35 protein-coding genes, 1 tRNA gene and 1 pseudogene are annotated in these 23,267 nt (G+C 60.6%); 5 read left to right on the top strand and 32 right to left on the bottom strand.

Annotation, left to right across the window (positions count from 1 at the left end):
• Positions 1-189: 189 nt before the first annotated feature.
• Entirely contained in the window at positions 190-1,101 is a 912-nt protein-coding gene (locus ASR47_RS17150) for a LysR family transcriptional regulator (RefSeq protein WP_065309255.1), read from the bottom strand.
• Between the two features lie 172 nt (positions 1,102-1,273).
• Between ASR47_RS17150 and aceB the strand changes: the two genes are divergently transcribed.
• The gene (gene aceB, locus ASR47_RS17145) at positions 1,274-2,872 is read left to right on the top strand and encodes a malate synthase A (RefSeq protein WP_065309008.1); all 1,599 of its coding nucleotides are present in this window, start codon (positions 1,274-1,276) and stop codon (positions 2,870-2,872) included.
• A 70-nt stretch (positions 2,873-2,942) separates the two neighbouring features.
• Here aceB and gloB read toward each other — a convergent pair whose 3' ends face one another.
• Complete coding sequence (gloB, locus tag ASR47_RS17140) at positions 2,943-3,752, bottom strand: hydroxyacylglutathione hydrolase (protein ID WP_065309007.1); 810 nt, start codon at positions 3,750-3,752, stop codon at positions 2,943-2,945.
• 19 nt (positions 3,753-3,771) lie between these two features.
• Here gloB and ASR47_RS17135 point away from each other — a divergent pair, with 19 nt between their 5' ends.
• The 4 genes from ASR47_RS17135 to ASR47_RS17120 all read left to right on the top strand — a co-directional run bounded on the left by ASR47_RS17135 (position 3,772) and on the right by ASR47_RS17120 (position 5,951).
• Positions 3,772-4,548 (top strand): class I SAM-dependent methyltransferase, encoded by a 777-nt coding sequence (locus ASR47_RS17135; RefSeq protein ID WP_065309006.1) that lies wholly within the window; start codon positions 3,772-3,774, stop codon positions 4,546-4,548.
• Positions 4,541-4,978, top strand: a complete 438-nt coding sequence (gene rnhA / locus ASR47_RS17130) for a ribonuclease HI (protein ID WP_065309005.1) — start codon at positions 4,541-4,543, stop codon at positions 4,976-4,978. Before ASR47_RS17135 ends, rnhA begins: the two co-directional genes overlap by 8 nt.
• A 101-nt stretch (positions 4,979-5,079) precedes the next feature.
• Entirely contained in the window at positions 5,080-5,793 is a 714-nt protein-coding gene (dnaQ, locus tag ASR47_RS17125) for a DNA polymerase III subunit epsilon (protein WP_065309004.1), read from the top strand.
• An 83-nt stretch (positions 5,794-5,876) separates the two neighbouring features.
• Positions 5,877-5,951 (top strand) — tRNA-Val (locus ASR47_RS17120).
• 86 nt (positions 5,952-6,037) lie between these two features.
• Here ASR47_RS17120 and ASR47_RS17115 read toward each other — a convergent pair.
• The 30 genes and pseudogenes from ASR47_RS17115 to ASR47_RS16990 all read right to left on the bottom strand — a co-directional run bounded on the left by ASR47_RS17115 (position 6,038) and on the right by ASR47_RS16990 (position 23,219).
• Positions 6,038-7,042, bottom strand: a complete 1,005-nt coding sequence (locus ASR47_RS17115; protein WP_065309003.1) for a tyrosine-type recombinase/integrase — start codon at positions 7,040-7,042, stop codon at positions 6,038-6,040.
• Positions 6,931-7,290, bottom strand: a complete 360-nt coding sequence (locus ASR47_RS27105) for a helix-turn-helix transcriptional regulator (RefSeq protein ID WP_150127851.1) — start codon at positions 7,288-7,290, stop codon at positions 6,931-6,933. Before ASR47_RS27105 ends, ASR47_RS17115 begins: the two co-directional genes overlap by 112 nt.
• Positions 7,287-7,868 (bottom strand): hypothetical protein, encoded by a 582-nt coding sequence (locus tag ASR47_RS17110; protein WP_245714387.1) that lies wholly within the window; start codon positions 7,866-7,868, stop codon positions 7,287-7,289. Before ASR47_RS17110 ends, ASR47_RS27105 begins: the two co-directional genes overlap by 4 nt.
• Entirely contained in the window at positions 7,865-8,098 is a 234-nt protein-coding gene (locus tag ASR47_RS17105; RefSeq protein ID WP_065309002.1) for a hypothetical protein, read from the bottom strand. Before ASR47_RS17105 ends, ASR47_RS17110 begins: the two co-directional genes overlap by 4 nt.
• Positions 8,095-8,415 carry a hypothetical protein gene (locus ASR47_RS17100; protein WP_065309001.1) on the bottom strand — a complete coding sequence of 107 codons (321 nt, stop codon included), beginning with the start codon at positions 8,413-8,415 and terminating at the stop codon, positions 8,095-8,097. Before ASR47_RS17100 ends, ASR47_RS17105 begins: the two co-directional genes overlap by 4 nt.
• A 110-nt stretch (positions 8,416-8,525) precedes the next feature.
• Entirely contained in the window at positions 8,526-8,795 is a 270-nt protein-coding gene (locus ASR47_RS17095; protein ID WP_065309000.1) for a hypothetical protein, read from the bottom strand.
• A complete protein-coding gene (locus ASR47_RS17090) occupies positions 8,792-9,226 on the bottom strand; it encodes a hypothetical protein (RefSeq protein ID WP_065308999.1) in 435 nt (144 codons plus the stop codon). The genes ASR47_RS17095 and ASR47_RS17090 overlap by 4 nt, the downstream gene beginning before the upstream one ends.
• Positions 9,223-9,984, bottom strand: coding sequence for a hypothetical protein (locus ASR47_RS17085; RefSeq protein WP_065308998.1), 762 nt, complete (start codon positions 9,982-9,984; stop codon positions 9,223-9,225). The genes ASR47_RS17090 and ASR47_RS17085 overlap by 4 nt, the downstream gene beginning before the upstream one ends.
• On the bottom strand, positions 9,981-10,298 hold the full coding sequence (locus tag ASR47_RS17080; RefSeq protein WP_065308997.1) for a hypothetical protein: 318 nt from the start codon (positions 10,296-10,298) through the stop codon (positions 9,981-9,983). Before ASR47_RS17080 ends, ASR47_RS17085 begins: the two co-directional genes overlap by 4 nt.
• Entirely contained in the window at positions 10,295-10,702 is a 408-nt protein-coding gene (locus tag ASR47_RS17075; protein WP_150127850.1) for a hypothetical protein, read from the bottom strand. The genes ASR47_RS17080 and ASR47_RS17075 overlap by 4 nt, the downstream gene beginning before the upstream one ends.
• Positions 10,699-11,004: a DNA translocase FtsK gene (locus tag ASR47_RS27970; protein ID WP_281218456.1), complete on the bottom strand. Its 306-nt coding sequence runs from the start codon at positions 11,002-11,004 to the stop codon at positions 10,699-10,701. The genes ASR47_RS17075 and ASR47_RS27970 overlap by 4 nt, the downstream gene beginning before the upstream one ends.
• 279 nt (positions 11,005-11,283) lie before the next feature.
• Positions 11,284-12,171: pseudogene (locus tag ASR47_RS17070) on the bottom strand (recombination-associated protein RdgC); the annotation flags it as partial.
• 8 nt (positions 12,172-12,179) lie between these two features.
• Entirely contained in the window at positions 12,180-12,593 is a 414-nt protein-coding gene (locus ASR47_RS17065) for a recombination protein NinB (protein WP_065308995.1), read from the bottom strand.
• On the bottom strand, positions 12,590-12,775 hold the full coding sequence (locus ASR47_RS17060; protein ID WP_065308994.1) for a hypothetical protein: 186 nt from the start codon (positions 12,773-12,775) through the stop codon (positions 12,590-12,592). The genes ASR47_RS17065 and ASR47_RS17060 overlap by 4 nt, the downstream gene beginning before the upstream one ends.
• Positions 12,772-13,407: a hypothetical protein gene (locus tag ASR47_RS17055; RefSeq protein WP_065308993.1), complete on the bottom strand. Its 636-nt coding sequence runs from the start codon at positions 13,405-13,407 to the stop codon at positions 12,772-12,774. Before ASR47_RS17055 ends, ASR47_RS17060 begins: the two co-directional genes overlap by 4 nt.
• Positions 13,404-13,652: a hypothetical protein gene (locus ASR47_RS17050; protein WP_065308992.1), complete on the bottom strand. Its 249-nt coding sequence runs from the start codon at positions 13,650-13,652 to the stop codon at positions 13,404-13,406. Before ASR47_RS17050 ends, ASR47_RS17055 begins: the two co-directional genes overlap by 4 nt.
• Entirely contained in the window at positions 13,649-14,401 is a 753-nt protein-coding gene (locus ASR47_RS27715; protein ID WP_217270584.1) for a KTSC domain-containing protein, read from the bottom strand. The genes ASR47_RS17050 and ASR47_RS27715 overlap by 4 nt, the downstream gene beginning before the upstream one ends.
• 27 nt (positions 14,402-14,428) lie before the next feature.
• On the bottom strand, positions 14,429-15,913 hold the full coding sequence (locus ASR47_RS17040) for a coiled-coil domain-containing protein (protein WP_065308991.1): 1,485 nt from the start codon (positions 15,911-15,913) through the stop codon (positions 14,429-14,431).
• A complete protein-coding gene (locus tag ASR47_RS17035) occupies positions 15,910-16,680 on the bottom strand; it encodes a lambda exonuclease family protein (RefSeq protein ID WP_065308990.1) in 771 nt (256 codons plus the stop codon). Before ASR47_RS17035 ends, ASR47_RS17040 begins: the two co-directional genes overlap by 4 nt.
• Positions 16,677-17,798: a RecT family recombinase gene (locus ASR47_RS28195; RefSeq protein WP_065308989.1), complete on the bottom strand. Its 1,122-nt coding sequence runs from the start codon at positions 17,796-17,798 to the stop codon at positions 16,677-16,679. The genes ASR47_RS17035 and ASR47_RS28195 overlap by 4 nt, the downstream gene beginning before the upstream one ends.
• A gap of 100 nt (positions 17,799-17,898) precedes the next feature.
• Complete coding sequence (locus ASR47_RS17025; protein ID WP_065308988.1) at positions 17,899-18,132, bottom strand: hypothetical protein; 234 nt, start codon at positions 18,130-18,132, stop codon at positions 17,899-17,901.
• The gene (locus ASR47_RS28190) at positions 18,129-18,263 is read right to left on the bottom strand and encodes a hypothetical protein (RefSeq protein ID WP_281218451.1); all 135 of its coding nucleotides are present in this window, start codon (positions 18,261-18,263) and stop codon (positions 18,129-18,131) included. Before ASR47_RS28190 ends, ASR47_RS17025 begins: the two co-directional genes overlap by 4 nt.
• On the bottom strand, positions 18,260-18,484 hold the full coding sequence (locus ASR47_RS17020) for a hypothetical protein (protein WP_065308987.1): 225 nt from the start codon (positions 18,482-18,484) through the stop codon (positions 18,260-18,262). Before ASR47_RS17020 ends, ASR47_RS28190 begins: the two co-directional genes overlap by 4 nt.
• Before the next feature lie 10 nt (positions 18,485-18,494).
• Entirely contained in the window at positions 18,495-18,935 is a 441-nt protein-coding gene (locus tag ASR47_RS17015; RefSeq protein ID WP_150127849.1) for a hypothetical protein, read from the bottom strand.
• A gap of 533 nt (positions 18,936-19,468) precedes the next feature.
• On the bottom strand, positions 19,469-19,702 hold the full coding sequence (locus tag ASR47_RS17010) for a hypothetical protein (protein WP_065308985.1): 234 nt from the start codon (positions 19,700-19,702) through the stop codon (positions 19,469-19,471).
• Entirely contained in the window at positions 19,699-19,923 is a 225-nt protein-coding gene (locus ASR47_RS17005; RefSeq protein ID WP_065308984.1) for a hypothetical protein, read from the bottom strand. Before ASR47_RS17005 ends, ASR47_RS17010 begins: the two co-directional genes overlap by 4 nt.
• Before the next feature lie 91 nt (positions 19,924-20,014).
• Positions 20,015-20,197: a hypothetical protein gene (locus ASR47_RS17000; RefSeq protein WP_065308983.1), complete on the bottom strand. Its 183-nt coding sequence runs from the start codon at positions 20,195-20,197 to the stop codon at positions 20,015-20,017.
• Between the two features lie 866 nt (positions 20,198-21,063).
• Positions 21,064-21,591 carry an ATP-dependent Clp protease proteolytic subunit gene (locus ASR47_RS26565; protein ID WP_171898978.1) on the bottom strand — a complete coding sequence of 176 codons (528 nt, stop codon included), beginning with the start codon at positions 21,589-21,591 and terminating at the stop codon, positions 21,064-21,066.
• A gap of 122 nt (positions 21,592-21,713) precedes the next feature.
• Positions 21,714-22,406 (bottom strand): hypothetical protein, encoded by a 693-nt coding sequence (locus ASR47_RS16995; protein WP_150127848.1) that lies wholly within the window; start codon positions 22,404-22,406, stop codon positions 21,714-21,716.
• Positions 22,407-22,424: 18 nt separating this feature from the next.
• On the bottom strand, positions 22,425-23,219 hold the full coding sequence (locus tag ASR47_RS16990; protein ID WP_065308981.1) for a S24 family peptidase: 795 nt from the start codon (positions 23,217-23,219) through the stop codon (positions 22,425-22,427).
• Between the last annotated feature and the right edge of the window lie 48 nt (positions 23,220-23,267).

Below are 23,267 nucleotides of genomic sequence, written 5' to 3'. Positions count from 1 at the left end.
AAGAAATCCTCGGTCTCCGGGGATTTTTTTTCGCCTGAATTTTCGCATATCCCGGCAAATGCTGGCGCATATCGGAACATATCGGGTAGGTCGGCGTAGGTCGGCTTGGCCTTGCGCATAAGCCGCCAACATAGTTATCCGTGATCGCATAACAAAGTTGTCCGCTATCGCATGCATGCCGAAGCACTCTCAAATCGCCCGCTCCCGCCAATAGTCGGGCTGCGAATAGCTGTGCCGCAAAAAATCGACAAACGCCCGTATGCGCAAGGGCAGGTGACGCCGCTGCGCAAACACGGCATAAATATCATTGCCTGGTGCGGCAAACTGGTCGAGCATGGTCACCAGTTGTCCCGATGCTATCTCCGCCCCCACTTCCCACATCGATCGCCAGGCCAGTCCCTTGCCGGCCAGTGCCCAGTCGTGCAGCACTTCGCCGTCGTTGCAGACCATATTGCCCGATACTTTCAAGGTCACGTTCTTGCCGTTTTCGCGGAAAGTCCAGCCGCGCTGGCTGCCTTCACCACTGATCGCCAGGCAATTGTGCTTGATCAGGTCGCCCGGCACCCGTGGCGTGCCGGCCCGTTTCAGGTAAGAAGGGGCGCCCACCACCACGCGGTGATTGTCGGCCAGCTTGGTGCTGACCAGGGAAGAGTCGGACAGGCTGGCAATCCGGATCGCCACATCGATGCCTTCGCCGATCAGGTCCACCAGGCGGTCATTGAGATTGAGCGCCACCGTCACGTCGCGGTGCTCGGCAACAAAAGAGGGGATCAGCGGCGCCACGTGCTGGCGGCCAAAGCCGGCCGGCGCGGAAATGAGCAGATGGCCGCTGGCTTTGACGCTGCGCTCGGCCACCGCCAGTTCCGCTTCCTCCAGGTCCGCCAGGATGCGCTGGCAGTCTTCCAGGAAAGCCGCGCCTTCGTTGGTCAGGGCCAGCTTGCGCGTGGTGCGCTGCAGCAGCTTGACACCCAGGCGCTGCTCGAGCGCATCGAGACGGCGGCCTATCATGGCCGGCGCGATGCCCTCGGCGCGCGCGGCGGCCGACAGGCTGCCCCTGGCGACCACTTCCACGAAGGTCGAAATTTGCCGGAACTGTCCCATGATGCCCTTACACTTGTGATAAAAACGCATGAATGAAATGATTTTTAGTCTCGTTTCCATGCCTGATAGTGAATATACTATAGAACAACAGCGCGCTAGACTACCGTGCCGCAGCATCGCCACCGCTTATACTTTGCCTGCAAGATTACTTTTATCAATAACGGAGAACATCATGACGCAATCCCCCATCGCTTTACCGGAAGGCATGCAGATCACGGGCAAAATCCAGCCTGGCTATGAGCAGATCCTGACTCCCGAGGCGCTGGCGCTGGTCGCCAGACTGACGCGTGCCTTCGAGCCACGTCGCCAGGAACTCCTGGCCGTGCGGGTCGAGCGCGCCAAGCGCCTCGATGCGGGGGAGCGTCCTGATTTTCTGCCGGAAACCGCACATATCCGCGACGGCGACTGGAAAATCGCGCCGATACCCAAAGCGCTGGAATGCCGCCGCGTGGAAATTACCGGTCCGGTCGAGCGCAAGATGGTGATCAATGCCTTCAATTCCGGCGCCGACAGCTATATGACCGACTTCGAAGATTCGAACACGCCCAACTGGGACAACCAGTTGACGGGCCAGATCAATATGTTCGACGCCGTGCGCAAGACCATTTCGCTGGAGCAGAACGGCAAGTCGTACAAGCTCAACGACACGATCGCCACCCTGGTCGTGCGCCCGCGCGGCTGGCACCTCGATGAAAAGCATGTGCTGGTCGACGGCAAGCGCATTTCGGGCGGCATTTTCGATTTTGCCCTGTTCATGTTCCATAACGCCAAGGAACAACTGGCGCGCGGCGCCGGCCCCTATTTCTATCTGCCGAAGATGGAATCGCACCTGGAAGCGCGGCTGTGGAACGATATTTTCGTCATGACGCAAACCGAGCTGGGCCTGCCACAAGGCACCATCAAGGCGACCGTGCTGATCGAAACCATCCTGGCCGCCTTCGAGATGGATGAAATCCTGTACGAACTGAAAGAGCACAGCTCGGGCCTCAACGCCGGTCGCTGGGATTACATCTTCTCGTGCATCAAGAAATTCAAGCTCGACAAGGATTTCTGCCTGGCCGACCGCGCCAAGGTCACGATGACGGCGCCCTTCATGCGCGCTTATGCCTTGCTGCTGCTGAAAACCTGCCACAAACGCGGCGCACCGGCGATCGGCGGCATGGCGGCTTTGATCCCGATCAAGAACGACCCGGAAAAGAACGACGTCGCCATGGGCGGCGTGCGTAACGACAAGGCGCGCGACGCCACCGACGGCTACGACGGCGGCTGGGTCGCCCACCCCGGCCTGGTCGAGCTGGCCATGGGCGAGTTCACCAAGGTCCTCGGCGACAAGCCGAACCAGATCGACAAGCAGCGTCCCGACATCGACGTCAAGGCGGCCGACCTGCTGAACTTCCAGCCGGAAGCGCCGATCACGGAAGCGGGCTTGCGCTACAACATCAATGTCGGCATCCACTACCTGGGCAGCTGGCTGGCCGGCAATGGCTGCGTGCCGATCCATAACCTGATGGAAGACGCGGCCACGGCCGAGATCAGCCGCTCGCAAGTCTGGCAATGGATTCGTTCGAGCAAGGGCGTGCTGGAAGACGGCCGCAAGGTCACGGCCGAGATGGTGCGCGCCATGATTCCGGAAGAGCTGGCAAAGGTGCAGCGCGATGCTCCGGGCGGCGACGGCCCGACCTATGTGCGCGCCGGCCAGATTTTCGAGGAGATGTCGACTTCGGCATCGTTTGCCGAATTTTTGACCTTGCCGCTGTACGAAGAAATCTGATTGTTTTCTTGAGTTAAATGAAAAATCCCGGCATGCCGGGATTTTTTTCGTGCACAGCTGCGGTGAAAAATTAAAAATTGTTCTTCCACATGCGCAGCGCCGCAAACGCTTCCACCGGCGAGGCATCATTGCCCAGCTTGCCAGCCACTTTCAGGCTGGTCAGGATGGCCGGTTCGCGATAGCGCAAAAACGGATTGGTGGCTTTTTCCAGTCCCACGGTCGATGGCACGGTCGGCAAGCCCTGCTGGCGTTGTTCCGTATCGATGGCGATGCGTTCCTGCAGCGCCAGGTTGCCAGGCTCGACCGCGCTGGCAAAGCGCAAGTTGGACAGGGTATACTCGTGGGCACAATAGACCAGCGTGTCGTCGGGCAGGGCGGCCAGCTTGCCCAGCGAGTCGGCCATCTGGCCCGGCGTACCTTCGAACAGGCGGCCACAGCCGCCGGCAAACAGGGTGTCGCCGGAAAACAGCCACGGTGCACCGTTGGTGCCGCCGCGCTGGCGTACATAGGCAATATGGCCCCTGGTGTGGCCGGGCACGTCGATCACGGTGAGCTGCAGGCCCAATTCGGCGACAATGGCGACATCATTTTCGGCCAGCGGTTCCGTAATGGCCGTGATGGCGTCGTTGCGCGGACCGAAGACGGGAACGGCGAAATGCTGTAACAATTCAGGCACGCCACCGGTGTGGTCGGCATGGTGATGCGTCAGTAGAATGGCGCACAAGCTCAGCCCATGGGCCGCCAGTGCCTCGAGGATGGGCTTGGCGCCGCCGGGGTCGACTACGGCGGCTTGCTTGCCGTCATGGATCAGCCACAGGTAATTGTCGTTAAAAGCGGGCACGGCAAGTACCGATAAAGCGTGTTCAGGGGAGTTGATCATGTGTAAGAGAGAAAACTGAATGGACAGTGCGGCATCCGAAAAATCCATTATAGCGCTTGACGGCTGGTTGCAGACGCCGGCCGGCTTGTACGTGCGTCAATGGGAACAGCAATGCCTGGACAGCCTGACGGTCGATATCTTCGGCTTTAACGCCGTGCAGCTGGGCTTGCCCCAATTTGACGCGCTGGCCGCCAGCCGCATGCCCAACAAATGGCAGATCGACGCACGCCTTCCGGGCAGCCAGCCGCAGGGCAGCGCGCTCAAGCTGGTTTCCGCGTTTGACGAGCTGCCCTTCGATACCCACAGCCTGGACCTGGTGGTGATGCCCCATGTGCTTGAATTTGCGGCCGAGCCGCACCAGGTACTGCGCGAAGTCGAGCGCGTACTGATCCCCGAAGGCCAGCTCATCATCTGCGGCTTCAACCCGGCCAGCCTGTGGGGTGCGCGCCAGGGCCTGGCCCGCCTGACGGGTCGCCATTACCTGCCCAGGGCAGGCGAGCTGATCTCCATGCCGCGCATGAAGGACTGGCTGAAATTGCTGAACATGGGCGTGAGCCGCAGCCATTTTGGTTGTTACGCGCCCGCCTGCAAGACCGATAAGTGGCTGCGCCGCCACGCTTATATGGATCGTGCCGGTGCGCGCTGGTGGCCATATCTGGGCGCAGTGTATATAGTGCAGGCCATCAAGCGTGTCAAAGGGATGCGATTGATCGGTCCGGCATGGACCAAGAAACCGGCGACGGCGCCCGCAGGCGCACCGGTTACCAACAAAAGGCGGGAACAGGAACATGGATAAGGTAGAAATTTACGCCGATGGCGCGTGCAAGGGCAACCCCGGCACGGGCGGCTGGGGCGCCCTGATGGTGGCCGATGGCGCCAAAAAGGAAATTTACGGCGGCGAGCTGAACACGACCAACAACCGCATGGAATTGCAGGCCGTGATCGAAGCCCTGACGGCGCTCAAGCGCCCCTGCCAGGTGGTGTTGTACACCGACAGCCAGTATGTGCAAAAGGGCATCAGCGAGTGGATTCACGGCTGGAAAGCGCGCGGCTGGAAGACGGCCGCCAAGGCGCCGGTCAAGAACGTGGACCTGTGGCAGGCGCTCGACCTGGCCCAGTCCGTGCACCATGTGGAATGGCGCTGGGTGCGCGGCCACAACGGCCATCCGGGCAATGAACGGGCCGACCAGCTGGCCAATCTGGGCGTGGAAACCGTGCGCGCATAAGTTGACGCACGCGTTGTCGCCAGCCGGTAGCAGGCCATAAATGAAGGGCGCAGGTTTGCTATACTGCGTCCTTCGCTTTTTTGCTTTTATATGAGTGCCCCATGCGTCAAATTGTTCTCGATACTGAAACCACCGGCCTGAACCCGCGCACGGGCGACCGCATCCTGGAAATCGGTGCGGTCGAGCTGAACAACCGCATGCTGACCGGTAACAATTTTCACCACTACATCAATCCCGAACGCGATTCGGAAGAGGGCGCCTTGGCGGTCCACGGCTTGACCACCGAGTTCCTCAGCGACAAACCCAAATTCGCCGAGATCGCCGACGAGTTCCGCGCTTTCATCGCCGGCGCCGAACTGATCATCCATAACGCCCCGTTCGACATCGGCTTCCTGAACGCCGAATTCAAGCGCCTGAACCTACCGCCCGTGCACGAGCAAGTGCACGGCGTGATCGACACCTTGGTGCAAGCGAAGGAAATGCATCCCGGCAAGCGCAACTCCCTCGACGCCCTGTGCGACCGCTACGGCGTCTCGAACGCCCACCGCAAACTGCACGGCGCGCTGCTCGACTCGGAATTGCTGGCCGACGTTTATCTCGCCATGACCCGCGGCCAGAACAGCCTCAGCATGGACGAAGAAGTAGTGGCCCCTGTCGACGGCGCCATCCTGGAAATCGTGCCGCTGGCCGAAGTTATCTTCCAGGCCGCCAGCGACGACGAGCTCGCCGCCCACGAAGCCACCATCGCCGGCCTCGACAAGGCTGTCAAGGGCCAGTGCATCTGGACTGCCGTCAGCACCGCACCTGCGGCCTGAAGGCAAAGAATGGCCGGCTTACATTTTTCTTGCCCCGGCCCTTGCAGATGGCGCAATACATATGCGATAATTCGCCTCGCTTCGGGAGGTTAGCTCAGGGGTAGAGCACTGCATTCACACTGCAGGGGTCGCAAGTTCGAAACTTGCACTTCCCACCAGAATTCGTAATGAAATCAAGTAGTTACATAAAAGCCTTCTAGTAAAATAGAAGGCTTTTTTTATGGGTGTAAATTTTGGGTGTAATTTACTTCGCCACCACCAGTGCTGATAACTTATCGAGCGCCAGGCGCTGAGCATCTACCTGCAGGTGTGCGTAGCGCTGGGTCGTTTGCACATTGGCATGGCCGAGAATTTTGCTGATGGTGTATAGGTCCACGCCCAAGCCCAGCATGATGCTCGCGCAAGAATGGCGCAGGTCGTGGAAGTTCACGTGGGGCATACCTGCCTTCACGCGCGCGCGGCGCCACGCTGACTGCACTCCGTACAAGGTCATCTCCAAGGGAAAGTACTTCAGCCATGGCCGTAGCGCCGGAATGATCGGCACAACGCGCATCCGAAGTGTTTTAGTATTACTTGCAGGGAAAGTAATCGAATCCTTTCCAATATGCTCACGCTGAATTTGGAACAGCTCACCGCGGCGGGCGCCGGTCAGTAGCGCGGCCCATATAGCAGCCTGCGCAATTGGCGTGCAGAAAGAAGCGATCTTTCTTACCTGCTCAACCGTGAGAAACACCTCGCGCTTGTTGTTGACGACCACGTTATCTATTCGCAAACCATAATTTTCAGGGATCAGACGCTGGCGCCATGCCAATTGCAGGCCTTTTTTTGCACAGGCCAATGACCTGTTCACGGTTGCCGGCGCATAGACGGGTTCCAATTTCCCTGTCTTCTTATTAGGCGTGAGTTTGCACATGTCGCGAATGACATGATCGGCAAACTCCTGGGCCTGGCTCGCCTTGTACCGTTCCGCCCAGGCGCCCAGCCGTTTCGCATGATGCTTCGATGTGTCGCCACTGCGTAGACTTGCGGCATGCTCGACGTAGAGCGCGAGTATGAAGGCCATCGGCGGGTCGCCGGGAATGTGCACATGTTGGCTCTTCGGCGCGCGCGCAATCGCAGCACGCAACTCGGCCTCGGCTAACTTGGCATCACTCGTAGTTGCGCCTTCCGGCAGCTTTCTGTGAATTCTTTTGCCATCGACCATGATGCCGACGTGCTTCCTGCCTTTTTTGTCGTCCCAGATGGACATTGGTTGTTTTCCTTTAACCAGTTCTTGCATTCTTCAAGGTCGTAGCGCTTGGATCGCGCGCCGACCGGTGTATATGGCAGCCCGCCCTGCTCAAGGCGACGGATCGTTGATTCACTTACGCCGAGCGCTGCGCAGATCTGCTGCCTGTTCAATTCCCCGGATGTGCTGGTGGGCCTCTTGCCTGCGGCCTTATCCAGTGCTGCCACCATTTCGGCGATGTGGCGCATTTCGACATCGCTCATGTTCATGGCGCGCTCCCCGCCGCCGCCGACACAGCTACCGGCAGCGGCGAATGCTTCGGCTTTGCCGCCTGCTTGGCGCGGATCGCCTCGACCTTCGTCCAGATCCTGGCCAGCTCCGTCTCGCCGGCGGCGTGCATGTCCAGACCCTGGGCCAGGCACAGAGCGGCCAGCGTGACCATCACGCCGCCGACTTCCTGCGCTCGCTCGCCGACTGGGCGGCCGTACACATAGTCGACCAGTTGATGCGCCTCGCTGGCCGTGCAGCCGCATGCCTGCACCAGTTCCAGCGATTCTTCCAGGAAGCGGTGATTGCGCTCAGCGCCATCGGCTGAAATTTCGGCACCGAAGCATGCCATCATCCACGGCTGCACGCGGGCCTGGAACAACTCGACTGGTGCGGCGCGCGCGTCAGCTACTGCCAAATATGCATCCAGCAGTCGACCGGAGAGCTGGGCCAGCGCATTGCCTTGCTTCGCAGGATCGAGTTGCAGGATGACGCGGTCGCTGTCGATCGTATGTCCGCAGTCCACTGCCGCCACCATCAGTGCATTTCTGATTTGCTTGTGTTGCTCGTTATTCATCATTGTGGTTGTTCCAATATGGTTAATTCGGCGGGCGCGACCGGTTCGGCCAGGCCCTCAATGTAGACGGTCATGTCGGCATCGCCCTTGTGCCAGCAGAAGCCGGCAATGAAGCAGTTCTGGCCCTGATAGCCGACCGGCCTGGCCAGCTGCTTTGCGCGGTGCAGGCGCAGGTCGTGCTGGTCGGCCAGCTCGCGTGGCGATTCGGCCGGCGCCGGCGCGCGGGTGCTCATGTTGTTTCAGGCTCGCGGCGGGCAAACCAGGCCACCGGGCCGTCGTCGGTGTCATGGATGCCGAGCAGGAACCAGTCCGGGCCCGGCGAGGTCGGCGTCCAGTCGGCGGTCGCGGCGATGTCGCCATCCATGATGCGGTCGTTGAGCTCGTCCGATGCGTCAGCTTCCATGTCGACGCGCTTGGCCGTGATCTGCTGCTGCTTGAGCCATGCGCGGTACTTGTCGCCGTCGCCTTCGTCAAAGCCTGGTAGGTCGGGGTGGCTCCAAAAGCCATATTCATCGCGCGCCACCGGTGCTGCTTCAATCATCTTTTTCATATTTGCCTTTCAGGTTGTCGCGGCCAGCACGCCCGCCAGGGTCGCCGCCACGTAAATCAGGATCAAGGTCGCCGCCACACGGGCGGCGGCCGGCCGTTTCGTTTTGTTGCTCATCGCGTCGCGTGGACGCTGCCAGTGCGAACCCATCGAGCGATGCCCAGCTCGCATGCACTGGTCAGCGCCATGCCGTTCGCCATCCCGCTATGAGTAGCCGGGCCATTGCAACCGCAGTAGCAGGTGCGCCGGCGGCCTGGCCGCGCGGGCTTCTTCTCGCTGTAGCGGATGTGGTCGTCGGCAGAGCCGATCTTGCCCCAGCCGGCAGTGCCGCCACGCATGGCGGCTGACAGCGCGCTTTTGCTCAGGTCGTTCAGGTCGGTCATGGCGCCACCTGCACAGCACGGCCACCGCGCCACCGCCAGCCGGGCGCAATCTGGCTGTGCCGCCACATGCCCATGCGATCGCTGGTGGTCATGCGCGGCCATGGCTTGCCGCCGGACTCCCATTCCGAGCCTTCCCAGTAATCAGCCGGCAGCCGGGCGTGATCGTAGTGCTGCACCCAGCCGACCCTGGAATCCCGGCCATCCCAGTCCCCATCCCAATCGCACCAGGTGTGCTCCGGAATGCCGCTGATGCGTTGCCACAAGCCGTATTCGGCGGGGCGGTGGCGGCGCAGCCACGTGCCTCGTTTCCACGAAAACGGCTCATCGGCGATGCCTGGTTCGATCGACGGCGCGTATTTCGTCGTGTCGCCATGGCTGCGCAGCAACTGGACGGCGCGTTTTGCCTGCTTCTTATAGATGCGCGGGTTCATGGTGCCACCCGTTTGAAGGTAATCGCCCAGCACCACGGGTTTGCAGCCCAGCTGCCGGCGCCGTTGATTGCCTCCCAAAGGTGGCGGTAAAGCTTGAGATGCGTATCGCATTCCGAACAGTCCACATCGAAGTTGACGCCGCCGCCTGCGCCCAGCGTGCTGCGCAAGCCGGTGCCGGCGCACGTCGGGCAGAGTTGCCAGCCATCCTTGGTCCGCACTTCCGGGCGCTGGCTGTCGTCGGCATCCAGCTGCATGACGCCCTCGGCCTTGGCGTCAGCCTCGCTGCAGTCGTTCAGCCGCTCGACGCGCACCGAAACGATCTCCATCAGGATCCGACTGGCCCAGCGCGGCATGTGGATCGAGGTGCGAGTTTTCCCGGTGCATTCGCTTTCCGGCGCGGCGCCGTCCGCTTCGTACCAGACCTGGTGCGGCTGCATGTCTCGCGGGGCCATATAGTCGGCGCGGCCTCCGTCGCCGGTCGAGCGCCACGTCTCGCGCACCCAAATGCGATCGCCTTGCTGGCCGTGCGGGCAGCTGAGGGTCTTGCCAGTGCGTGTGTGCCAGATAACCGCTTGCAGCGGGACTTTATTGCTGCCCGCCGTCCGCCCGCCGTTCTCGCCGCCGATAGTCGATGCCTGCCACTCGCCCAGCGCCGCCGGTGCCGGCGGCAGCTTGATAATCCGCCTGGTTTGCGTCTTGGCGTCAGCCAGGGTGGCGCGCACCATGGCGCCGTTCATAAGGATAGGGTGCTCTTTCATGCTTTTTCTCCAGCGGCCGGCGTGGCCGCAAACATATCGACGGTTTTGGTATCGCGCACCACCAGCGGCGGCAGCACGTCCAGGAATTCGCCGATGGTCAGGGTGTTGTCGCGCGGGCCGTACGGCATGCATTCGACGTCCCAGTGTCCCGGCAGATCATCTTCGGTCCGAATTTCTTGATCGGCCACCGCATCGATGGGCTGGTCTTTGATCTCGCCGAAGCTCAGCCCGAAACGGATCTCGGCTTCGCGCTCGCTGGTGGCCATAATGACTGCCGTGAGGGTGGCGCTGACGGTGTAAAGGCGGTTTATCATGTGGGGCCACTTTTCAGGAAGTCGCGTATCTGGATGGCCAGCGGATTGACGACTGTTTGCTCGCCGGCGGCCTTCAGGGCTTCCACATGGTCGTCGTGCGGCTTGACCGCCTCGGTGAGCAGTGCCCTCGCTGCGGCAAGTTTATTTTCCAACCCCTTGACGTAGGCGCTCATGCTGCGCGCGTTCCAGCCGCCAGCAAGATGCTCATCGGACAGGCCGTCGAGCGCATTCCAGCAGGCAACCAAGCGTTGCGCGTTGGCTTGATGGTCGAACCCTTCCATCGGCATTGCAGCAAAAACCTGTTGCTGAGCAGAGCCGTTCACATAGCTAATTAATGGGCCGCCGTGTGCGCAGGCAAATTTGCCGAGCGTCAGGATTCCTGCTGTCCGCGAGAGCGCGCTCATGCTGCCGCTCCCGCTACGGCCGCCACCGTATAGATGCCCTGCGTACCCTTGATCACGCCGGCGGCTGCCATCGCCTCGATCAGGCGCTGCGCTCGGTTGTAGCCAGTTTTCAAGGTGCGCTGCACCAGCGAGACTGAAGCGCGCTGCTGCGCGCGCACCACCTTGACGGCCTGCTCGTACAGCGGATCGCTCGCGCTGCCGTCGCCGGCCGGCACGGCTCCCGCCGCTTCGCCGTTCAGCTGCAGCACCGGGCGCTGCTGGCGCACAGGCTCATCGCCTGCCGCCGGCGCGCTCGGCTCCATGATCTCGACCGCCGCCACCAAGAAGAGCGGGGCCGACGATGATCCGCTGGGCAGTGCCTTGGCCAGGGCGAGGGCGGCCGCGATTGCGCCTTCGCCGGTCTGGCTCATTTGCTCGCGAACCTGCGCGATCACCGGCTGGATCGTTTCTTGGTACAGTTCGTTGAGCACATCACGATGGCGGGCGCGCACCTGGTACAGTTCGGCCGTCAGGCCGACGGCGCGCTCGGTCTTCGTCTGGCAGCCAGCAGCCGGGTGTGGCACCGGCGCCGGCGCATCCAGGCGCGCCTCACCGCCCAGGGCCTCGACCAGGTCGGCCAGCATCTTCGCCAGTTCGCCCGTCATCAGCGCCATGTCGCTGTCGAAGCGCTCGTCGTCGTTCCGCGTGGCGCTTTCCTTGATAATTTCCAGCGGCTTGATCGACTTGATGGCCAGGCTCTCGTCCAGCACGAAGCTGATCTTGTCGTTCCATGTCATGGCCAGGCGAGTGCACTGCTTGCCTGCAGCGATGTGGCGGCGGATATCGTCCGCTTCCAGCGTGTGGCGCTTGTACGCCACTTGGGCCTTGCTCTCGCCGGTGGCGCGCATGATCGCGTCCTGGTCGACCGTGAATCCGGCAGGGGATTCGTCAGCTTGCAGCCATTCCGTCATGGCGCCGACCGGCGAGCGCTGAACGCGCAGGCCTTCCAGCGGCAGTTTGTCGACGGATTTCAGCAGCAGCTTGACCACCTCGTCGGCCTTGGCCGGGCTGGCCGCATCGACCACCAGCCAGCCATTTACCGAGTCGATCCAGACGGCCGTGGTGCTGAGGATGGCGAAGGCGCGCGGCAGCAGCTCGTCGGTGACGCGCTCCTTCAATTCCTTCATGGCCTTCTTGCCGGGCGCGAAGCCTTGCGCTTCTTCCATTTCCAGCGCGCGGGCGGCGGCCACCTGGTTGATCACGGTCGACGGCAGTAGCTTCTTCTCGGTCTTTAGCTGGAGCAGGAACTGGCCGGCGACGGCGTGCACCAGCTGCTGGCCAGCGCCGCGTGGTGGGGCCCAGCCTTGGCTGACCATATCCATGCTGGTGGCGTCGGTGAACTTCTGTGGCGCCAGCGCTTCGGCGAGGGCGTCAGCCGTCATCGGCCAGTTTTGCGGCAGGCGATATGCCTGGATATTTTTGAAAAACATGGCGGTTCCTATTCTGAAAATACGACGTCGCGCGCGGCGCCGAAGGCATACAAAAATTCGATGAACTGCGCGGCTTCCTTCACATAGAAGTCGCTGGTCTGGACGCCCAGCTGCACAATGCGGCGGCCGTCGAAGCTCGGCGTCACGCGTCCGTCGTGGTGCAGTGGCGTGCCAGCCAGGCGCATTTCATCGGCAAACTCGTCCACCAGCAGCCGCTTCATGTCATCCGCATCCCATTTGCGCCCGATGTGCTCCACCTGCTTGGCGATCTCGCCGATCATGGCGTGGTACTTTTCTTCCTGGGCGCGCTTCTTCTTGGGCTCGGAGAACACCACCATCCAGCCGACTGGCGCAGTACCGGCGAATGCCGCTGCGCCCCGGCGCGCTTCGTCATGGGAGAGGAAAAACGTTTTCTTGGTCATGGCGGCGTCTCCAGCCGGATCGTCACCGCCTGGAAGAACAGCGCCGCCGCCGCGCGCGTCTCATCCAGCGTCAACCCCTTGACGGTGATGAATTCGCCGTTGGCCCGCTGGATGACGAAGCCAAGCGCGCCATCCTCGCCATCAAGCTGGCCGACCTCCACTACAGTGCCGGCGGCGATCATGCCGGCACCGCCTCGGACGCCAGCCGCTTGGCCGCGTCGTATTGCTCGATGCCCCAGGCCAGCGCGTAGCAGCACCAGACGAAACGGTGCGAGTAATCCTCGCTGTCTACCTCGTAAAAGTCGGGGAAAACGCGCTTCCCGTTCCAGTCGAAGTCCATCGCCGTGCGGTAGGCTGCGTCGGCGCCATCATCCGCGTGGTCTAGCACTTCGGATTGAAGCTCATCGCGCAGGCCGTGCCCGAGCTTTCCAGTCAGCCCCCGTTGCTCAATCCAGTCCATGACATTCGCCCTGAATTTTTCGGCCGAATATTTCCGGTAGCCGTCGCGATCTGTCGCCTGAAGCTTTTCGCCCCAGTACGAGAGGTTGACCGCCAATTTGGCGCCGTTGCGTTTTTTGTAGTCCCGATCAGTACGGAAGAACTCGAACATGTCGGTCAATCGCTGAAACACGTAGGTTCCCATGTCGCCGGTGTAGCAAAGGTAGCCCGGCCAGGTGATCAGGTCGAAGTGCATGCAGCTCGTGCCTGGCTTGGCGAACCGGATATGTCGGCTCACGCCGTCTTCGCGGATCACGGTCATCGTGTGTTCGGCGACGTCGCGAAGGAATTGCTCTTCGGGGGAGGTGGTGCTCATGCTTTTGCCGCCTTCAAAGCCGTCACGCGCTCCAGGTCATAGCAGCCGCTGATGCCATCGAGCCAGATCACCGCGCTGTGGCCGCTGAGCACCTGCGCCTCGCTGGTGGTAACCGTCTCGCGGATCTCGCCGCTGTCCAGCTCGACGCTGATGGCGGCGCCGACCTGGTGCGCAGCGTTGAACTTGTCGCATACGGCCTGGAGCCTGGTGGTCGCCTGTGCCTGGCGTTCGGCGCGCGTGGTCACGCTGCACCGCCCAGGTCGGCCACGTCGATCACGATGCCGCGGCAGTACGGCTCGCCGTCTTCCACGATTTCGAAGGTCGTGTGCGGCATGTCGGTGCGGTAAGTCCAGGTGTAGCCGTCCTCATCGCTCCAAAGCGCATCCACGGCGCGCACCTGCGGCGCCCGGGCGAAATAGTCCTTGAGCACTTCGTCGTCATGCTCGATATCCTCGCGGAACGGCAGCAGGCCTTTGGCATCGATCAGCGCTACAGTCGGCGCGCCGCGCTCGTCCTCCACGAAGCCACGGAATTCCATCAGGTCATCGCTGGCGCCGAAGATTACGATCAGGCCGGCGGCCTTGGCCTGCATTTCCTCTTCCTTCAGCATTTCCTTGCCGTATTCACGACCCGTCAGCAGGCCGGCCAACAATTCTTTGCTCAACTTGACCGGCGCAGCTTCGGCCAGGCTGGCCGGTTTGACGGCCGGCTGCGGCGCGGTGTGGTTGAACGCGGCCTGGTCGACCTTCGAATATGGGAACTGGTCAGCGCATTTCTTGATGCGCTGGATGAAAAACGAGCCATGCGACTCGGCGCCCAGGAATTCGGCGAACAGGTCGGCGCTGAAATTCTGGTAGTGGTAAATGTCGCTTTGGCCGGTCGACTTCTTCGGGTGGAACTGGATGGCCAGCAGGCCGAGCTCAGGCGCATGGCCGATGGCTGCAAACTGGCTTGACTCGACCTGGTGCATGACGATTTGAGGGGTGGCGCTCATGGAGATTCCCTTGTGGGTGGCGATGGTTTAAATGGCGTGCTTGATTTGTACGGCGCTGATGTGGCGGCAGATGGCCGCGCACATGCTCTTGAAATCACCTTCGTGGTACAGCTTCGCGGCCTTGTCCGTGGCCGCCGGCGAGAAGCCGATGGATTCCATGAATGTGGCGGTGACCGTGAAGCCGAGGCGGTCGCTGATCTGGCCAAGGCGCAGGGTAGGCGGCGTGTGCGCGCGCTGGAAGTTCGCCGCACCCTCCTGCTCATACAGGGCTTGCGCAGCCGGCGACAGCTCGGCGCCTTCTGGCGAGGCCTTGGCGGCGGCCAGTTCGTCAGCAGCGTCGGAGAGGCGGTTCTGCTCGATCAGGGCGGCGGCGCGGACGTCAGCTTCGACCTGTGCATCTGCGTCGGCGGTCGCGTTCGCGGCGGCCACGCTGGCGGTGCGTTCGTTGTCGGCGTCGACAGCAGCCTGGCGGTCACGCTCGGCGCGCGCAGCGGCTGCCTGCTCGTCGGCGAGGCGCTCGGCTTCGGCGGCGGCGCGATGACGGTCCGCTTCTTCGGAGTCGGCCTTGACTTTTGCGGCGGCGGCTTGCATGTCGAGCAGCTCCTGACGCTGGCGCGCAATCTCAGCCTGCTCTTTCCGATTCTTCTCGGCCTGGGCGTCGGCTTCCTGTTTCAGCTTGGCGGCGTCGGCTTCGCGCTGGCGCAGCGCCGCAGCCTCCTGTTCGGCGGCCAGCGCGGCCAGCCGGTCAACTTCAGCCTTATGTTCAGCGGCCACGCGCGCCGCGTCGGCTTGAGCTTGGCGCTGGCGTTCGGCGGCCGCTTCGCGCAGCTGGGCCAGCTCGGCGCGCTCGGCGGCGATGCGAGCGGCTTCTTCCTCGCTGGCGATGGCGGCGGCCTGGACGCCGGCCAGCTTGACCAGCACCTCGGCGCGAGCGGTGACTGCCGCGTCTTGCAGCTTGCCAAACGACTCGTCCGGGACATCAGCTTCCAGCGCCGCGATCATTTCCGCAATTACAGCGGCCGACTTCCCGACGGTTGCCAGCGGCAGTTCGCGGATAGTGACGATGCGCGAGCGCACCTTTTCCTCGCGCTCGGCCTCGGCCTTTTTCAGATCGTCCTTGCGCTTCTCTTCGGCCTTGATGGCCGCGTCGAACTTGGCTTCGTAAGGAATGACTGCGTTTTTCAAATCGGCGTACTTCGAGTCCAGCAACTTGCCGATGGTCAGGATGGGAGCTTTGCGCTCGACACGCGCTTTCTCGCCGGCCACTCGCACATCGTCGCGGAACGCGGCACGGTACTTGATACAGATTTCCATGCCCGCTGGCGTGCTGGCGTCCGGTGTGATCGTGTCGGCCTCGGCCCTTAAGATGGCGAACATGTCGTTATATGGCTTGAAAACCTCGGCGACGTACGCGACCGGGTCCAGGGTGATCAGTTGGCTGCCGGCAGCCGCCGCGATTGCTTGGGCGGTGGTGGCGCCAACTGCTGCGATTTCGTTAGGTTGATTGTTCATGCTGCTTCCTTCATCCGTAATAGTTTTTCGTTATGGGAAACCAATTTTTCAAACTCGGTCAGCTCCTCAACCATCTGATCGATGTATTCGTCGTCGCGCTGGAAGGTGCGCATCCACAAGTGTTTGTCGATGATCTCCAGGGCAGGGCAGTACAGGCAGAAGTCCCACCAATTGCGCGCCGTGATCCACATGCAGCCCTGCACCTGGTCCATGAACTCGCTGGCGTCGTTCTCGATGTAGATGCGCTGCAGGCGCTCCGGCGAGATCAGGCATTTGTATTCACTGCCGCCGTCGCTGCCGATCAGCCCGTCAGCACTGGCGCCGAACAGTCGGTCGCCGGTCAGTACGAAGCCTGCGCGCTCCACCATGTGACCGCTGGCGATCTCGTGCTCGCGGCGTGCCGCCGGTTCCAACTCGTGGCCGCGCCGCATGGCGTACGTCTCGAAGCTCTCGTCCAATGGCTTGCCGCTGATTCGCTCAATGGCCAGACGGAAGGCATAGGCCTTGGCCGCTTCCGAGAAGTCGCCGACCGGCAGCCCTTCGATGGCGCGCTGAACGGATTCAGCCTTCGGCGTAGCGCGGTAGCCCGCGATTTCGCGGGCATAGCCTTCGCTGTATCCCTGCCGGATGGCGTCGACGTAGACCTGTTGCTTCTCGTCCAGGCCGCCGGTGCGCGAGCGTGCGACCACGAACATGCTGGCGGTGATCACGCCGGCGCGCGCCTGATGCCATGAATCGCTGCCTTGTTCGCAGTTGAGGACGATCATTGCGCTGCCTTGACTGCCTCGGCGCGGGCCTTCAGCTTCGGATATTCGGCGGCGAGGCCGTCTTGCGTTGCTGGCGACAGCCGGCCCCAGCTTTCGTTGAAGATATCCAGACCCTCGTCGGCCAGTGCGCTGAAATCGGCAAGGATCGCCTGCATGTGCTCGGACAGTGGCTTGGCGGCGCCGGCGGCCGGCTCCGCGTCGACGGTGCGCGCCCGGTCGGCGGCCGTGGCGTCAGCCTTCCAGCCGTCGTGATAGGCGGCCAGCGCCTTACGGTTCGGCGCGCCGGCTTTGCTCCAGAACTCCTGATAGGCGGCGACGCCCCGGGCGGCGGCTGCTTTGGCTTCTTGAATCAGGCCCGGCGAGGCTTCGGGCGCCGCCGGCGCACTGGCGACCTGCTCGCCAGTTGGTGTGATGTCGCGCATTTCGCGATTCACTTCTTCCAGCTCGTCGGGGGTATAGACGCCGAGAATCACGTCCGGCGCATACAGGCGGGTCCAGCGCTTGACTGCGAGGTAGGCCAGTTGTTGTTTAGGATCAGTGGCCCACAGCGGCGAATTGCGTACGCTGGCCTGCACCAGCAGCAGTTCAAGCACGCGCGGCTCGGTTTCACCCTTCAGCGTGCATGACACGCGTACGCCCAAGCCGTCCTCGTCCTGCATGCCGTAGTCCGGCACTCGGAACTGGTATTCCTTCTTGTCGCCTTTGGCGGGCATGGTGATGACCTTCGTCTTGCCAATGATCTTTTCCCAGGGCCCATACCATTCGTAGTTGAAGCGGTCCAGCGTAACGCCACTCGACTGGATCACGGCATTGACCAGCTGCGCCTCGTAACCGAGCGTACCGTTGACCAGGTGCGTTTTCTGCGCCACCGCGAATGGGTTCATGCGCCACTGGATGGCCTGCATCACCACAGCCGCACAGTCGGCAGCATTGCCGCGCAGGTGTTCCGGGACGGTGGCGCGGCCCTTGGCCATGATGTCGGCCAGGCGCATCATGCTATCCATGCTTGCGCTGTCGAGGATCAGCGAGGCGCTGCTGGTGGCCACGACGGGCATGTCGCCCTGTTCGTATTGCGTGGCCTGCATGGCGGTGCGGCTTTCTTGCGTAACTGCGTTCATGACGTTTTCCTTGTAAGTTTTGTAATTTCCGCCTTCAACAGCGCCAGGCGGACGGCGTGACCAATGGCGTGGCCGGCGCGCCAGTTGCGAAAGACCTGGCCTACTGCACGCATTGCGACTCCCGGTGGGCGTGGCCCAGGCGCCGCACGCGCGCTGCTGATGCGTCAAGGTCGATCAGCGCTTCGATCTGCTCGGTCAGCAGTTCCTTGCGGATTTTTTCGAGGCCGGCCAGCTCGCGGCGCACGCCGACTAGGTACATTTCGTTCATGCGGTGCTGGTGCTGCGCCTGGTAGAAGCGGTGGGCGGCGAGCAGGCGGCGGAGCAGGGCGCTCACGGCGACACCAGCACGGTGATGCTCATCGGCTCGTCTTCCGGCAGCGCGGCGAGGGCGGCGTCAGGGCTGCCGGTGCCGGCGTAGGTGCGCTGGCTGCCGTTGGCGGTGCAGGTGGTGATGACGTAGCTCACGATGCGCTCCGTTCGCGGCAGGTCAGCACCAAGCGAACACCGTTGCGCTTGGCCGTGGCCTGCACGCCGTAACAGGCGCCGCACGGAATTTGCTCGGTCGCGTCCAGGCAGCCGCTGTTCAGCGCTGATTCGATGCCAGCATCCTGATGGGCAAAGGCAAGGGCGGCAGACACGGCGAGGCGGGACTGGCGGCCGGCGGTAGTGTGGTTGGTGGTGCTCAAATTTCTCTCCTTAATCCGTTCCGTCAAACTGACACCCAAAAACTTCCCTGCTCTCGCGCACCCACACGGCGGCAACCGCTTTTTCCTTTTCGCGCTTCTCCAGCCACTCCAAGTACTGATGGCTTTGGTTTTTCATAAGCTTGAAAAACGGGCGCTTCCGCTGCACGATCCACTCCGACACAATCACTTGATGCGCGACTATTCGGCGGATTTGTGAACGCGGCAGCCATACCTCCGTGACCCCGTTGAATACTTTCACCGCTCTACTGCGGTGCTCAACAGGTTCGGCCGTGAGCGAGTAGTCGCCCCCGACAAGTGGCAACGCGTAAATTGGATAGACCTCGCGCGGCAGCTTCTCGGGCTCAGCATCAGCGCAGTCGCGCAGCATGCGATTCACTTCGTCGGCGAAAAGATCGCCGGGCGTTCCGCGAGTTTTTGTCAACATCGACATCTCATCCCCTCTTCGAATCGTTGTTGTCTGGCGCCCCTGCCGAGAATCGAACTCGGCCAGTTCCGGCCCTTGCTGTCCGGCCCTGAACCACTCCGGGGCTTTCGTTCGGCTTTATCCATGTCCGACATGGGCCTGTGCGCACTCAGGCTGGCGTGTGGCGGCCGGCGCTGATCTCCGGCTTGTTTTTGAGCTGGCACCCAGCCAACTCTCTTGTGCGCGGGTTCGAACCGCGTTTCTTCCTGTCTGCCAGGCGTGCTGCCGGATACACTTTCACAAGTTGCGCATCAGCCTGCGCTTTCACCACACAGAGTCGGGCTTGGCTTTCCCAAGCGGCATCAGGCGTAGTTCCTGAAATTTGCGTTGGCCAGGCCGCGCTGCACGCAAATAATCGAATCCTTTTCAGGTCGGCGGCGTCACCGACTCTGTGTGGTTCCTGCGCTCGCCTGGCGCAGGTCAGGGGCCATGCTGGGCTCCAGGGGAATTTATGCGGCCTTCCGGGCCTGTCCCGCCATGACTGCGGCGGCGGGCAGCCGCTAAACCTTCGCCAACTCCGCAATCCAGTTCAATTCCTTGCCGTAAAACGTCCCGCTGCACGCGGCCATGCGGGCGTCCGCTCGGACCAGCTCATGCGCGCGGTTTGCGCTGCTGGCCCAGGCGCTGCCGCGAAACGTGCCGTCTTCGAAGTCGATGCGCACGTCGTATTTGCGGACGGTTGCGCGCGCCGGCGGCGCCGTGAACAAGCCGGGCAGGGCGTCCCGTGCGCTCATACCGCTTCCATCCGCCAAGGGCCGGTGTAGTTCCGGTAGGCTTCGGCGCGCATCGCGTCGGCAGCGCCGCACTCCAAGTAGCGCAACTGACCACGCGGGAGGGTAGCGCCGAACGAGTTGCAGATTTCCAGGCGGCGCGGGCAGCCGATGCTGGCGACCAGGCCGGCGCAATGGCCATCGTTGGTGGTCTTGGTGGCGACGATGCTTGAGGTGGTTTTCATGGCGATCAGCCGCGCGCTGGGATGACGATTGCCGGGATCACTTCGCCGTGGGCGATAAGGACCGCTGCGAGTGCTGCGAGTTCGGCGGGGCTCATGCTGCGCTCCGGGCTGCATCACGTTTTGCGACGAAAGCACCGAACGCGCGGCCATCGGCCACAGCCTGGTCGTACACAGCGCGGCTGATGCGGTTTTCCACGAAGATGCGCGTGCATGTCCTGATGTCGCCTTTGGCGGCATTGGCCTTGATCAGTGCGATTGCTTGGGTGCGGGACATGTCGTACTCCTGTGGTTGCTTTCGATGGAGTGAACTATAGCAATTTGCTTTTAGCATAGCAAGAGCAATTTGCTTTTATTTTCTTCTTTTCATGTAAAATGTTTTCGTCGCCAGAGGTTTGGGCGACCGGATGCCCGGACAAAATCACGTCGGGCAGCGCACGTCCAGATAGATGGAGCCAGCGAACGCTACGCAGTACCTAGGGTATTAACGCGAAACGGGCGTAGTGGAAGTGCCGCAAGAAGGACGACAGGCGGCGACGATGGGTGATAGTGGGGAGAGTCGAGTCGGGGGCCGCAAGCGGTCAAAGTCTCCCCTATGCGCAGTGTCCGAAGTCGAAGAGGGGCATTCAGCGTTCTCACGGAGCCAGGCTTTACCGCCTGGCTACTGGGAGAGTGCTGCTCAGGAACCAAGCCTCCAAGGGCATAGGCTTCAAAACGGAAGCTTTAGAACTTGGAAAAGCGAAATCAAAAGTTTACTTCAAGAGTAAAAAGAATGCCTTTTGAGTGGCTGCAGAAGGAATAATAAGTGTGAAAATAAATTCGACCCAACCGGGTGAGGAAAATATGGAATTATGCGCAGAAGATTTTAGCGTTACAGGGCGCGAGAAAATAACGGCCCACTTGCAAAGGATGACGGATACCGGGCCGCGTGCCGGGTATGCAAAAATATCGATTTACTATCGGATACCCAACTTTGGCACTGGTCCGATGGAGAGTGCCAGCTCAGCAGTGGGCGCAGCAGGCAGCAAATCTGCCGCCTCACCCGTCGCACCATCAGGGCGCGCGGCTAGGGGGCACCGGACCTGCCATTGCAGCAACCCCGATTGTTATGCAAACGGCTGTCGAATTGTGAGGCTCGTAACTCTATGATACCGGTATATTTACATGTGTAACGGTATCAGTGGTTTCTATTTTTATGTCTCTAATTGCACTAATTATTCCCAAATCTAGGGCAGTATGCGGCGAAATAAACTTCTCCGTACTATTATCGAAATATTTCTCCGATAATTCGCTAGTCCATTTAGTTAATGCTTCAAATGGGTATGCAATCAATTCAGTATTTTCTGATTTTTCTCCCTTTCTTGGTCCGGTACTATACGTCGCTGCATGCAATGAAAATGTCGAGACATTTGCTGCGATCCTGGTGGTACCTGCCATAAACATGGTTGCGGCAATAGAGCCGCATACCCCACTTACATAAGTAGTGATTGCAATCGGCTGCATCAGCAGAAAATTATATATGCCCAGCCCTGACGCTACATCGCCACCGTGGCTGGAAATGCAAATTGTTAGATTTTTAACCCCATTATTTACGGCAGCAGTTACGAGATGTCTCAGATTTGCAGTGCCAGCGTGAGATACGTCACCGTGATAAAAAATGAATTCAGTCATGCCTGCCTTCGTTGATAATTTATTTTTTAGAATTTGGGACTGCATTGGGGTGCTTATTATCCAGCAACACACCCACCGCCGGCGAGGTGGTGCGATTGTCTGTTGTTGAAGTTCTTATGCTACTAATTCTGAATTGACGATACGATGCCGTTTTCAAAATAAATGTAGTTGCCGCCGCCGTAAACCCATTGTTCATGAGTGCCGTATGATCCAGTGCTGCGATTGATACTCTCCGGCCCACCCCAGTTGGATGCGCGAACCTGCTTTGCGGTCATTCCAATGCTAACTCCGCCGCGTGCTTTCCAAGCGGCAGCAGCATTTGCCGCCTTGGTTTTAGCCTTTTTTTCCGCAATGCGTAATTCTTCTGGCGATACCGGGAGGATGTATTCAACAAAATTGTGCTTGGCCCTCCCAATCTCATATAGATCATCAAAAAGAGCATATTTTTTCGGGTTGCTATCGAATAATATACCCTCTGCTAAATATGCAATTTTTCCATCGGGGAAATTTATCTTAACGTAATTTCGATATCTGTTAGTTGTGAAACCAATAACTGAAAAGCTGGTCGCCTCAGTCACCACGAACTTTTCACTGCCAATAGAGCCATCTTCCTCAGCGCTAATAAATTCCTTTCGTCTAATTGCAGAAGCATTCGGCTCGATCCAAAACGTCACGCCTGCCATTTTTTCACGCGCCGCCAACAGAGTTGATTGTTTAATATCCTCTGCCGAGGCGGCATTCTGTGTCAATGATGCGTATTGCGCATGGGCGGGGAGGCCTGCAAGGGCGACTAGCGCCAAGACTAAGCTTTTCATGATCATTCTAGTAGTGAATTAGAGGCGGTCTTTGAAGTTGCGCGCTTCAAACCGAACGATACGCCCGACAATAATGCATGCGCCGCCTTTGCATAGTCGGCGTGGATGGGTGGCATTTTCAGACGTCATGTACCATTCATTTCCCTCGTAACGCAGGCGCTTTACCACTGGCTCGCCATTAAAGTTAATGGCGTATACGCCCCCGCTCACTTTCTTTGTATCGGCGATATTGACGACGGCGATGTCGCCTTGGTAGAGCAGCGGCTGCATACTGTCGCCGCGAACCTTTATGGCCATTAGGCAGTGCGGTACATAGTCCCCATCGTTGATCCAGAGAGTAGGGACATCCAGTGTTCCGCCATCATCAAAGTCTTGCTGTACTTCAAATCCCATAATGCCAGCCTGCAGATGCATAGTCACCAGCTTGATGGGCGTCATGTCAGCTGTCGGCTCCCCAACCCGGACGCGGCTTACTCCAGCCATAAAGGGCATGGCAGCCAGGCCATCTACAGGGTCGCCATGATCTTCGGGCAAATCAGTCTCCGGCGCCAGGCCATGATCCGCATCCATCCAGCCCTCGGGCTTTCCACAGCCAGCCTCAAGTTTTCGGGCCAGCTTGTCGCCCACGCCACGAGCGGTTCCGGTGGATGACTTTGCGCTGTTCAGTATTTGACTGAGGTACATAGGCGCCGTGGATGCGCGTTGCGCCACTGCGTCCGCCGTCTTGAATTCCTTGACGAGCGCGCGGAGATTTTCGATGCGGATTTCTTTAGATGTAGCCATAGAGTCATTTAATAGCAAAACGCTTTGCATAGGAATATGCAAATTGCTATTGCAAGAGTAAAAGCAAATTGCTATAGT

The sequence above is a fragment of the Janthinobacterium psychrotolerans genome, assembly GCF_001677885.1.
Lineage (GTDB): Bacteria > Pseudomonadota > Gammaproteobacteria > Burkholderiales > Burkholderiaceae_D > Janthinobacterium > Janthinobacterium psychrotolerans.
This window is presented reverse-complemented; position numbering and strand designations above follow the sequence as displayed.

Excerpts from the sequence above, each read along its gene's own strand:
- gloB (WP_065309007.1), bottom strand. The coding sequence starts at position 3,752 with ATGATCAACTCCCCTGAACACGCTTTATCGGTACTTGCCGTGCCCGCT.
- ASR47_RS17055 (WP_065308993.1), bottom strand. The coding sequence starts at position 13,407 with ATGAGCACCACCTCCCCCGAAGAGCAATTCCTTCGCGACGTCGCCGAA.
- ASR47_RS16990 (WP_065308981.1), bottom strand. The coding sequence starts at position 23,219 with ATGCAAAGCGTTTTGCTATTAAATGACTCTATGGCTACATCTAAAGAA.
- aceB (WP_065309008.1), top strand. The coding sequence starts at position 1,274 with ATGACGCAATCCCCCATCGCTTTACCGGAAGGCATGCAGATCACGGGC.
- ASR47_RS17105 (WP_065309002.1), bottom strand. The coding sequence starts at position 8,098 with ATGAGCACCCGCGCGCCGGCGCCGGCCGAATCGCCACGCGAGCTGGCC.
- ASR47_RS17000 (WP_065308983.1), bottom strand. The coding sequence starts at position 20,197 with ATGTCCCGCACCCAAGCAATCGCACTGATCAAGGCCAATGCCGCCAAA.
- ASR47_RS17110 (WP_245714387.1), bottom strand. The coding sequence starts at position 7,868 with ATGATGAATAACGAGCAACACAAGCAAATCAGAAATGCACTGATGGTG.
- ASR47_RS17135 (WP_065309006.1), top strand. The coding sequence starts at position 3,772 with ATGGACAGTGCGGCATCCGAAAAATCCATTATAGCGCTTGACGGCTGG.
- dnaQ (WP_065309004.1), top strand. The coding sequence starts at position 5,080 with ATGCGTCAAATTGTTCTCGATACTGAAACCACCGGCCTGAACCCGCGC.
- ASR47_RS17060 (WP_065308994.1), bottom strand. The coding sequence starts at position 12,775 with ATGATCGCCGCCGGCACTGTAGTGGAGGTCGGCCAGCTTGATGGCGAG.
- ASR47_RS26565 (WP_171898978.1), bottom strand. The coding sequence starts at position 21,591 with ATGACTGAATTCATTTTTTATCACGGTGACGTATCTCACGCTGGCACT.
- ASR47_RS17075 (WP_150127850.1), bottom strand. The coding sequence starts at position 10,702 with ATGAGCGCGCTCTCGCGGACAGCAGGAATCCTGACGCTCGGCAAATTT.
- rnhA (WP_065309005.1), top strand. The coding sequence starts at position 4,541 with ATGGATAAGGTAGAAATTTACGCCGATGGCGCGTGCAAGGGCAACCCC.
- ASR47_RS17065 (WP_065308995.1), bottom strand. The coding sequence starts at position 12,593 with ATGACCAAGAAAACGTTTTTCCTCTCCCATGACGAAGCGCGCCGGGGC.
- ASR47_RS17100 (WP_065309001.1), bottom strand. The coding sequence starts at position 8,415 with ATGAAAAAGATGATTGAAGCAGCACCGGTGGCGCGCGATGAATATGGC.
- ASR47_RS27105 (WP_150127851.1), bottom strand. The coding sequence starts at position 7,290 with ATGAACATGAGCGATGTCGAAATGCGCCACATCGCCGAAATGGTGGCA.
- ASR47_RS17150 (WP_065309255.1), bottom strand. The coding sequence starts at position 1,101 with ATGGGACAGTTCCGGCAAATTTCGACCTTCGTGGAAGTGGTCGCCAGG.
- ASR47_RS16995 (WP_150127848.1), bottom strand. The coding sequence starts at position 22,406 with ATGAAAAGCTTAGTCTTGGCGCTAGTCGCCCTTGCAGGCCTCCCCGCC.
- ASR47_RS17115 (WP_065309003.1), bottom strand. The coding sequence starts at position 7,042 with ATGTCCATCTGGGACGACAAAAAAGGCAGGAAGCACGTCGGCATCATG.
- ASR47_RS17080 (WP_065308997.1), bottom strand. The coding sequence starts at position 10,298 with ATGATAAACCGCCTTTACACCGTCAGCGCCACCCTCACGGCAGTCATT.
- ASR47_RS17085 (WP_065308998.1), bottom strand. The coding sequence starts at position 9,984 with ATGAAAGAGCACCCTATCCTTATGAACGGCGCCATGGTGCGCGCCACC.
- ASR47_RS17095 (WP_065309000.1), bottom strand. The coding sequence starts at position 8,795 with ATGACCGACCTGAACGACCTGAGCAAAAGCGCGCTGTCAGCCGCCATG.
- ASR47_RS27970 (WP_281218456.1), bottom strand. The coding sequence starts at position 11,004 with ATGGAGCCGAGCGCGCCGGCGGCAGGCGATGAGCCTGTGCGCCAGCAG.
- ASR47_RS17090 (WP_065308999.1), bottom strand. The coding sequence starts at position 9,226 with ATGAACCCGCGCATCTATAAGAAGCAGGCAAAACGCGCCGTCCAGTTG.
- ASR47_RS17005 (WP_065308984.1), bottom strand. The coding sequence starts at position 19,923 with ATGAAAACCACCTCAAGCATCGTCGCCACCAAGACCACCAACGATGGC.
- ASR47_RS17015 (WP_150127849.1), bottom strand. The coding sequence starts at position 18,935 with ATGTCGATGTTGACAAAAACTCGCGGAACGCCCGGCGATCTTTTCGCC.
- ASR47_RS17010 (WP_065308985.1), bottom strand. The coding sequence starts at position 19,702 with ATGAGCGCACGGGACGCCCTGCCCGGCTTGTTCACGGCGCCGCCGGCG.
- ASR47_RS28195 (WP_065308989.1), bottom strand. The coding sequence starts at position 17,798 with ATGAACGCAGTTACGCAAGAAAGCCGCACCGCCATGCAGGCCACGCAA.
- ASR47_RS17035 (WP_065308990.1), bottom strand. The coding sequence starts at position 16,680 with ATGATCGTCCTCAACTGCGAACAAGGCAGCGATTCATGGCATCAGGCG.
- ASR47_RS27715 (WP_217270584.1), bottom strand. The coding sequence starts at position 14,401 with ATGAGCGCCACCCCTCAAATCGTCATGCACCAGGTCGAGTCAAGCCAG.
- ASR47_RS17040 (WP_065308991.1), bottom strand. The coding sequence starts at position 15,913 with ATGAACAATCAACCTAACGAAATCGCAGCAGTTGGCGCCACCACCGCC.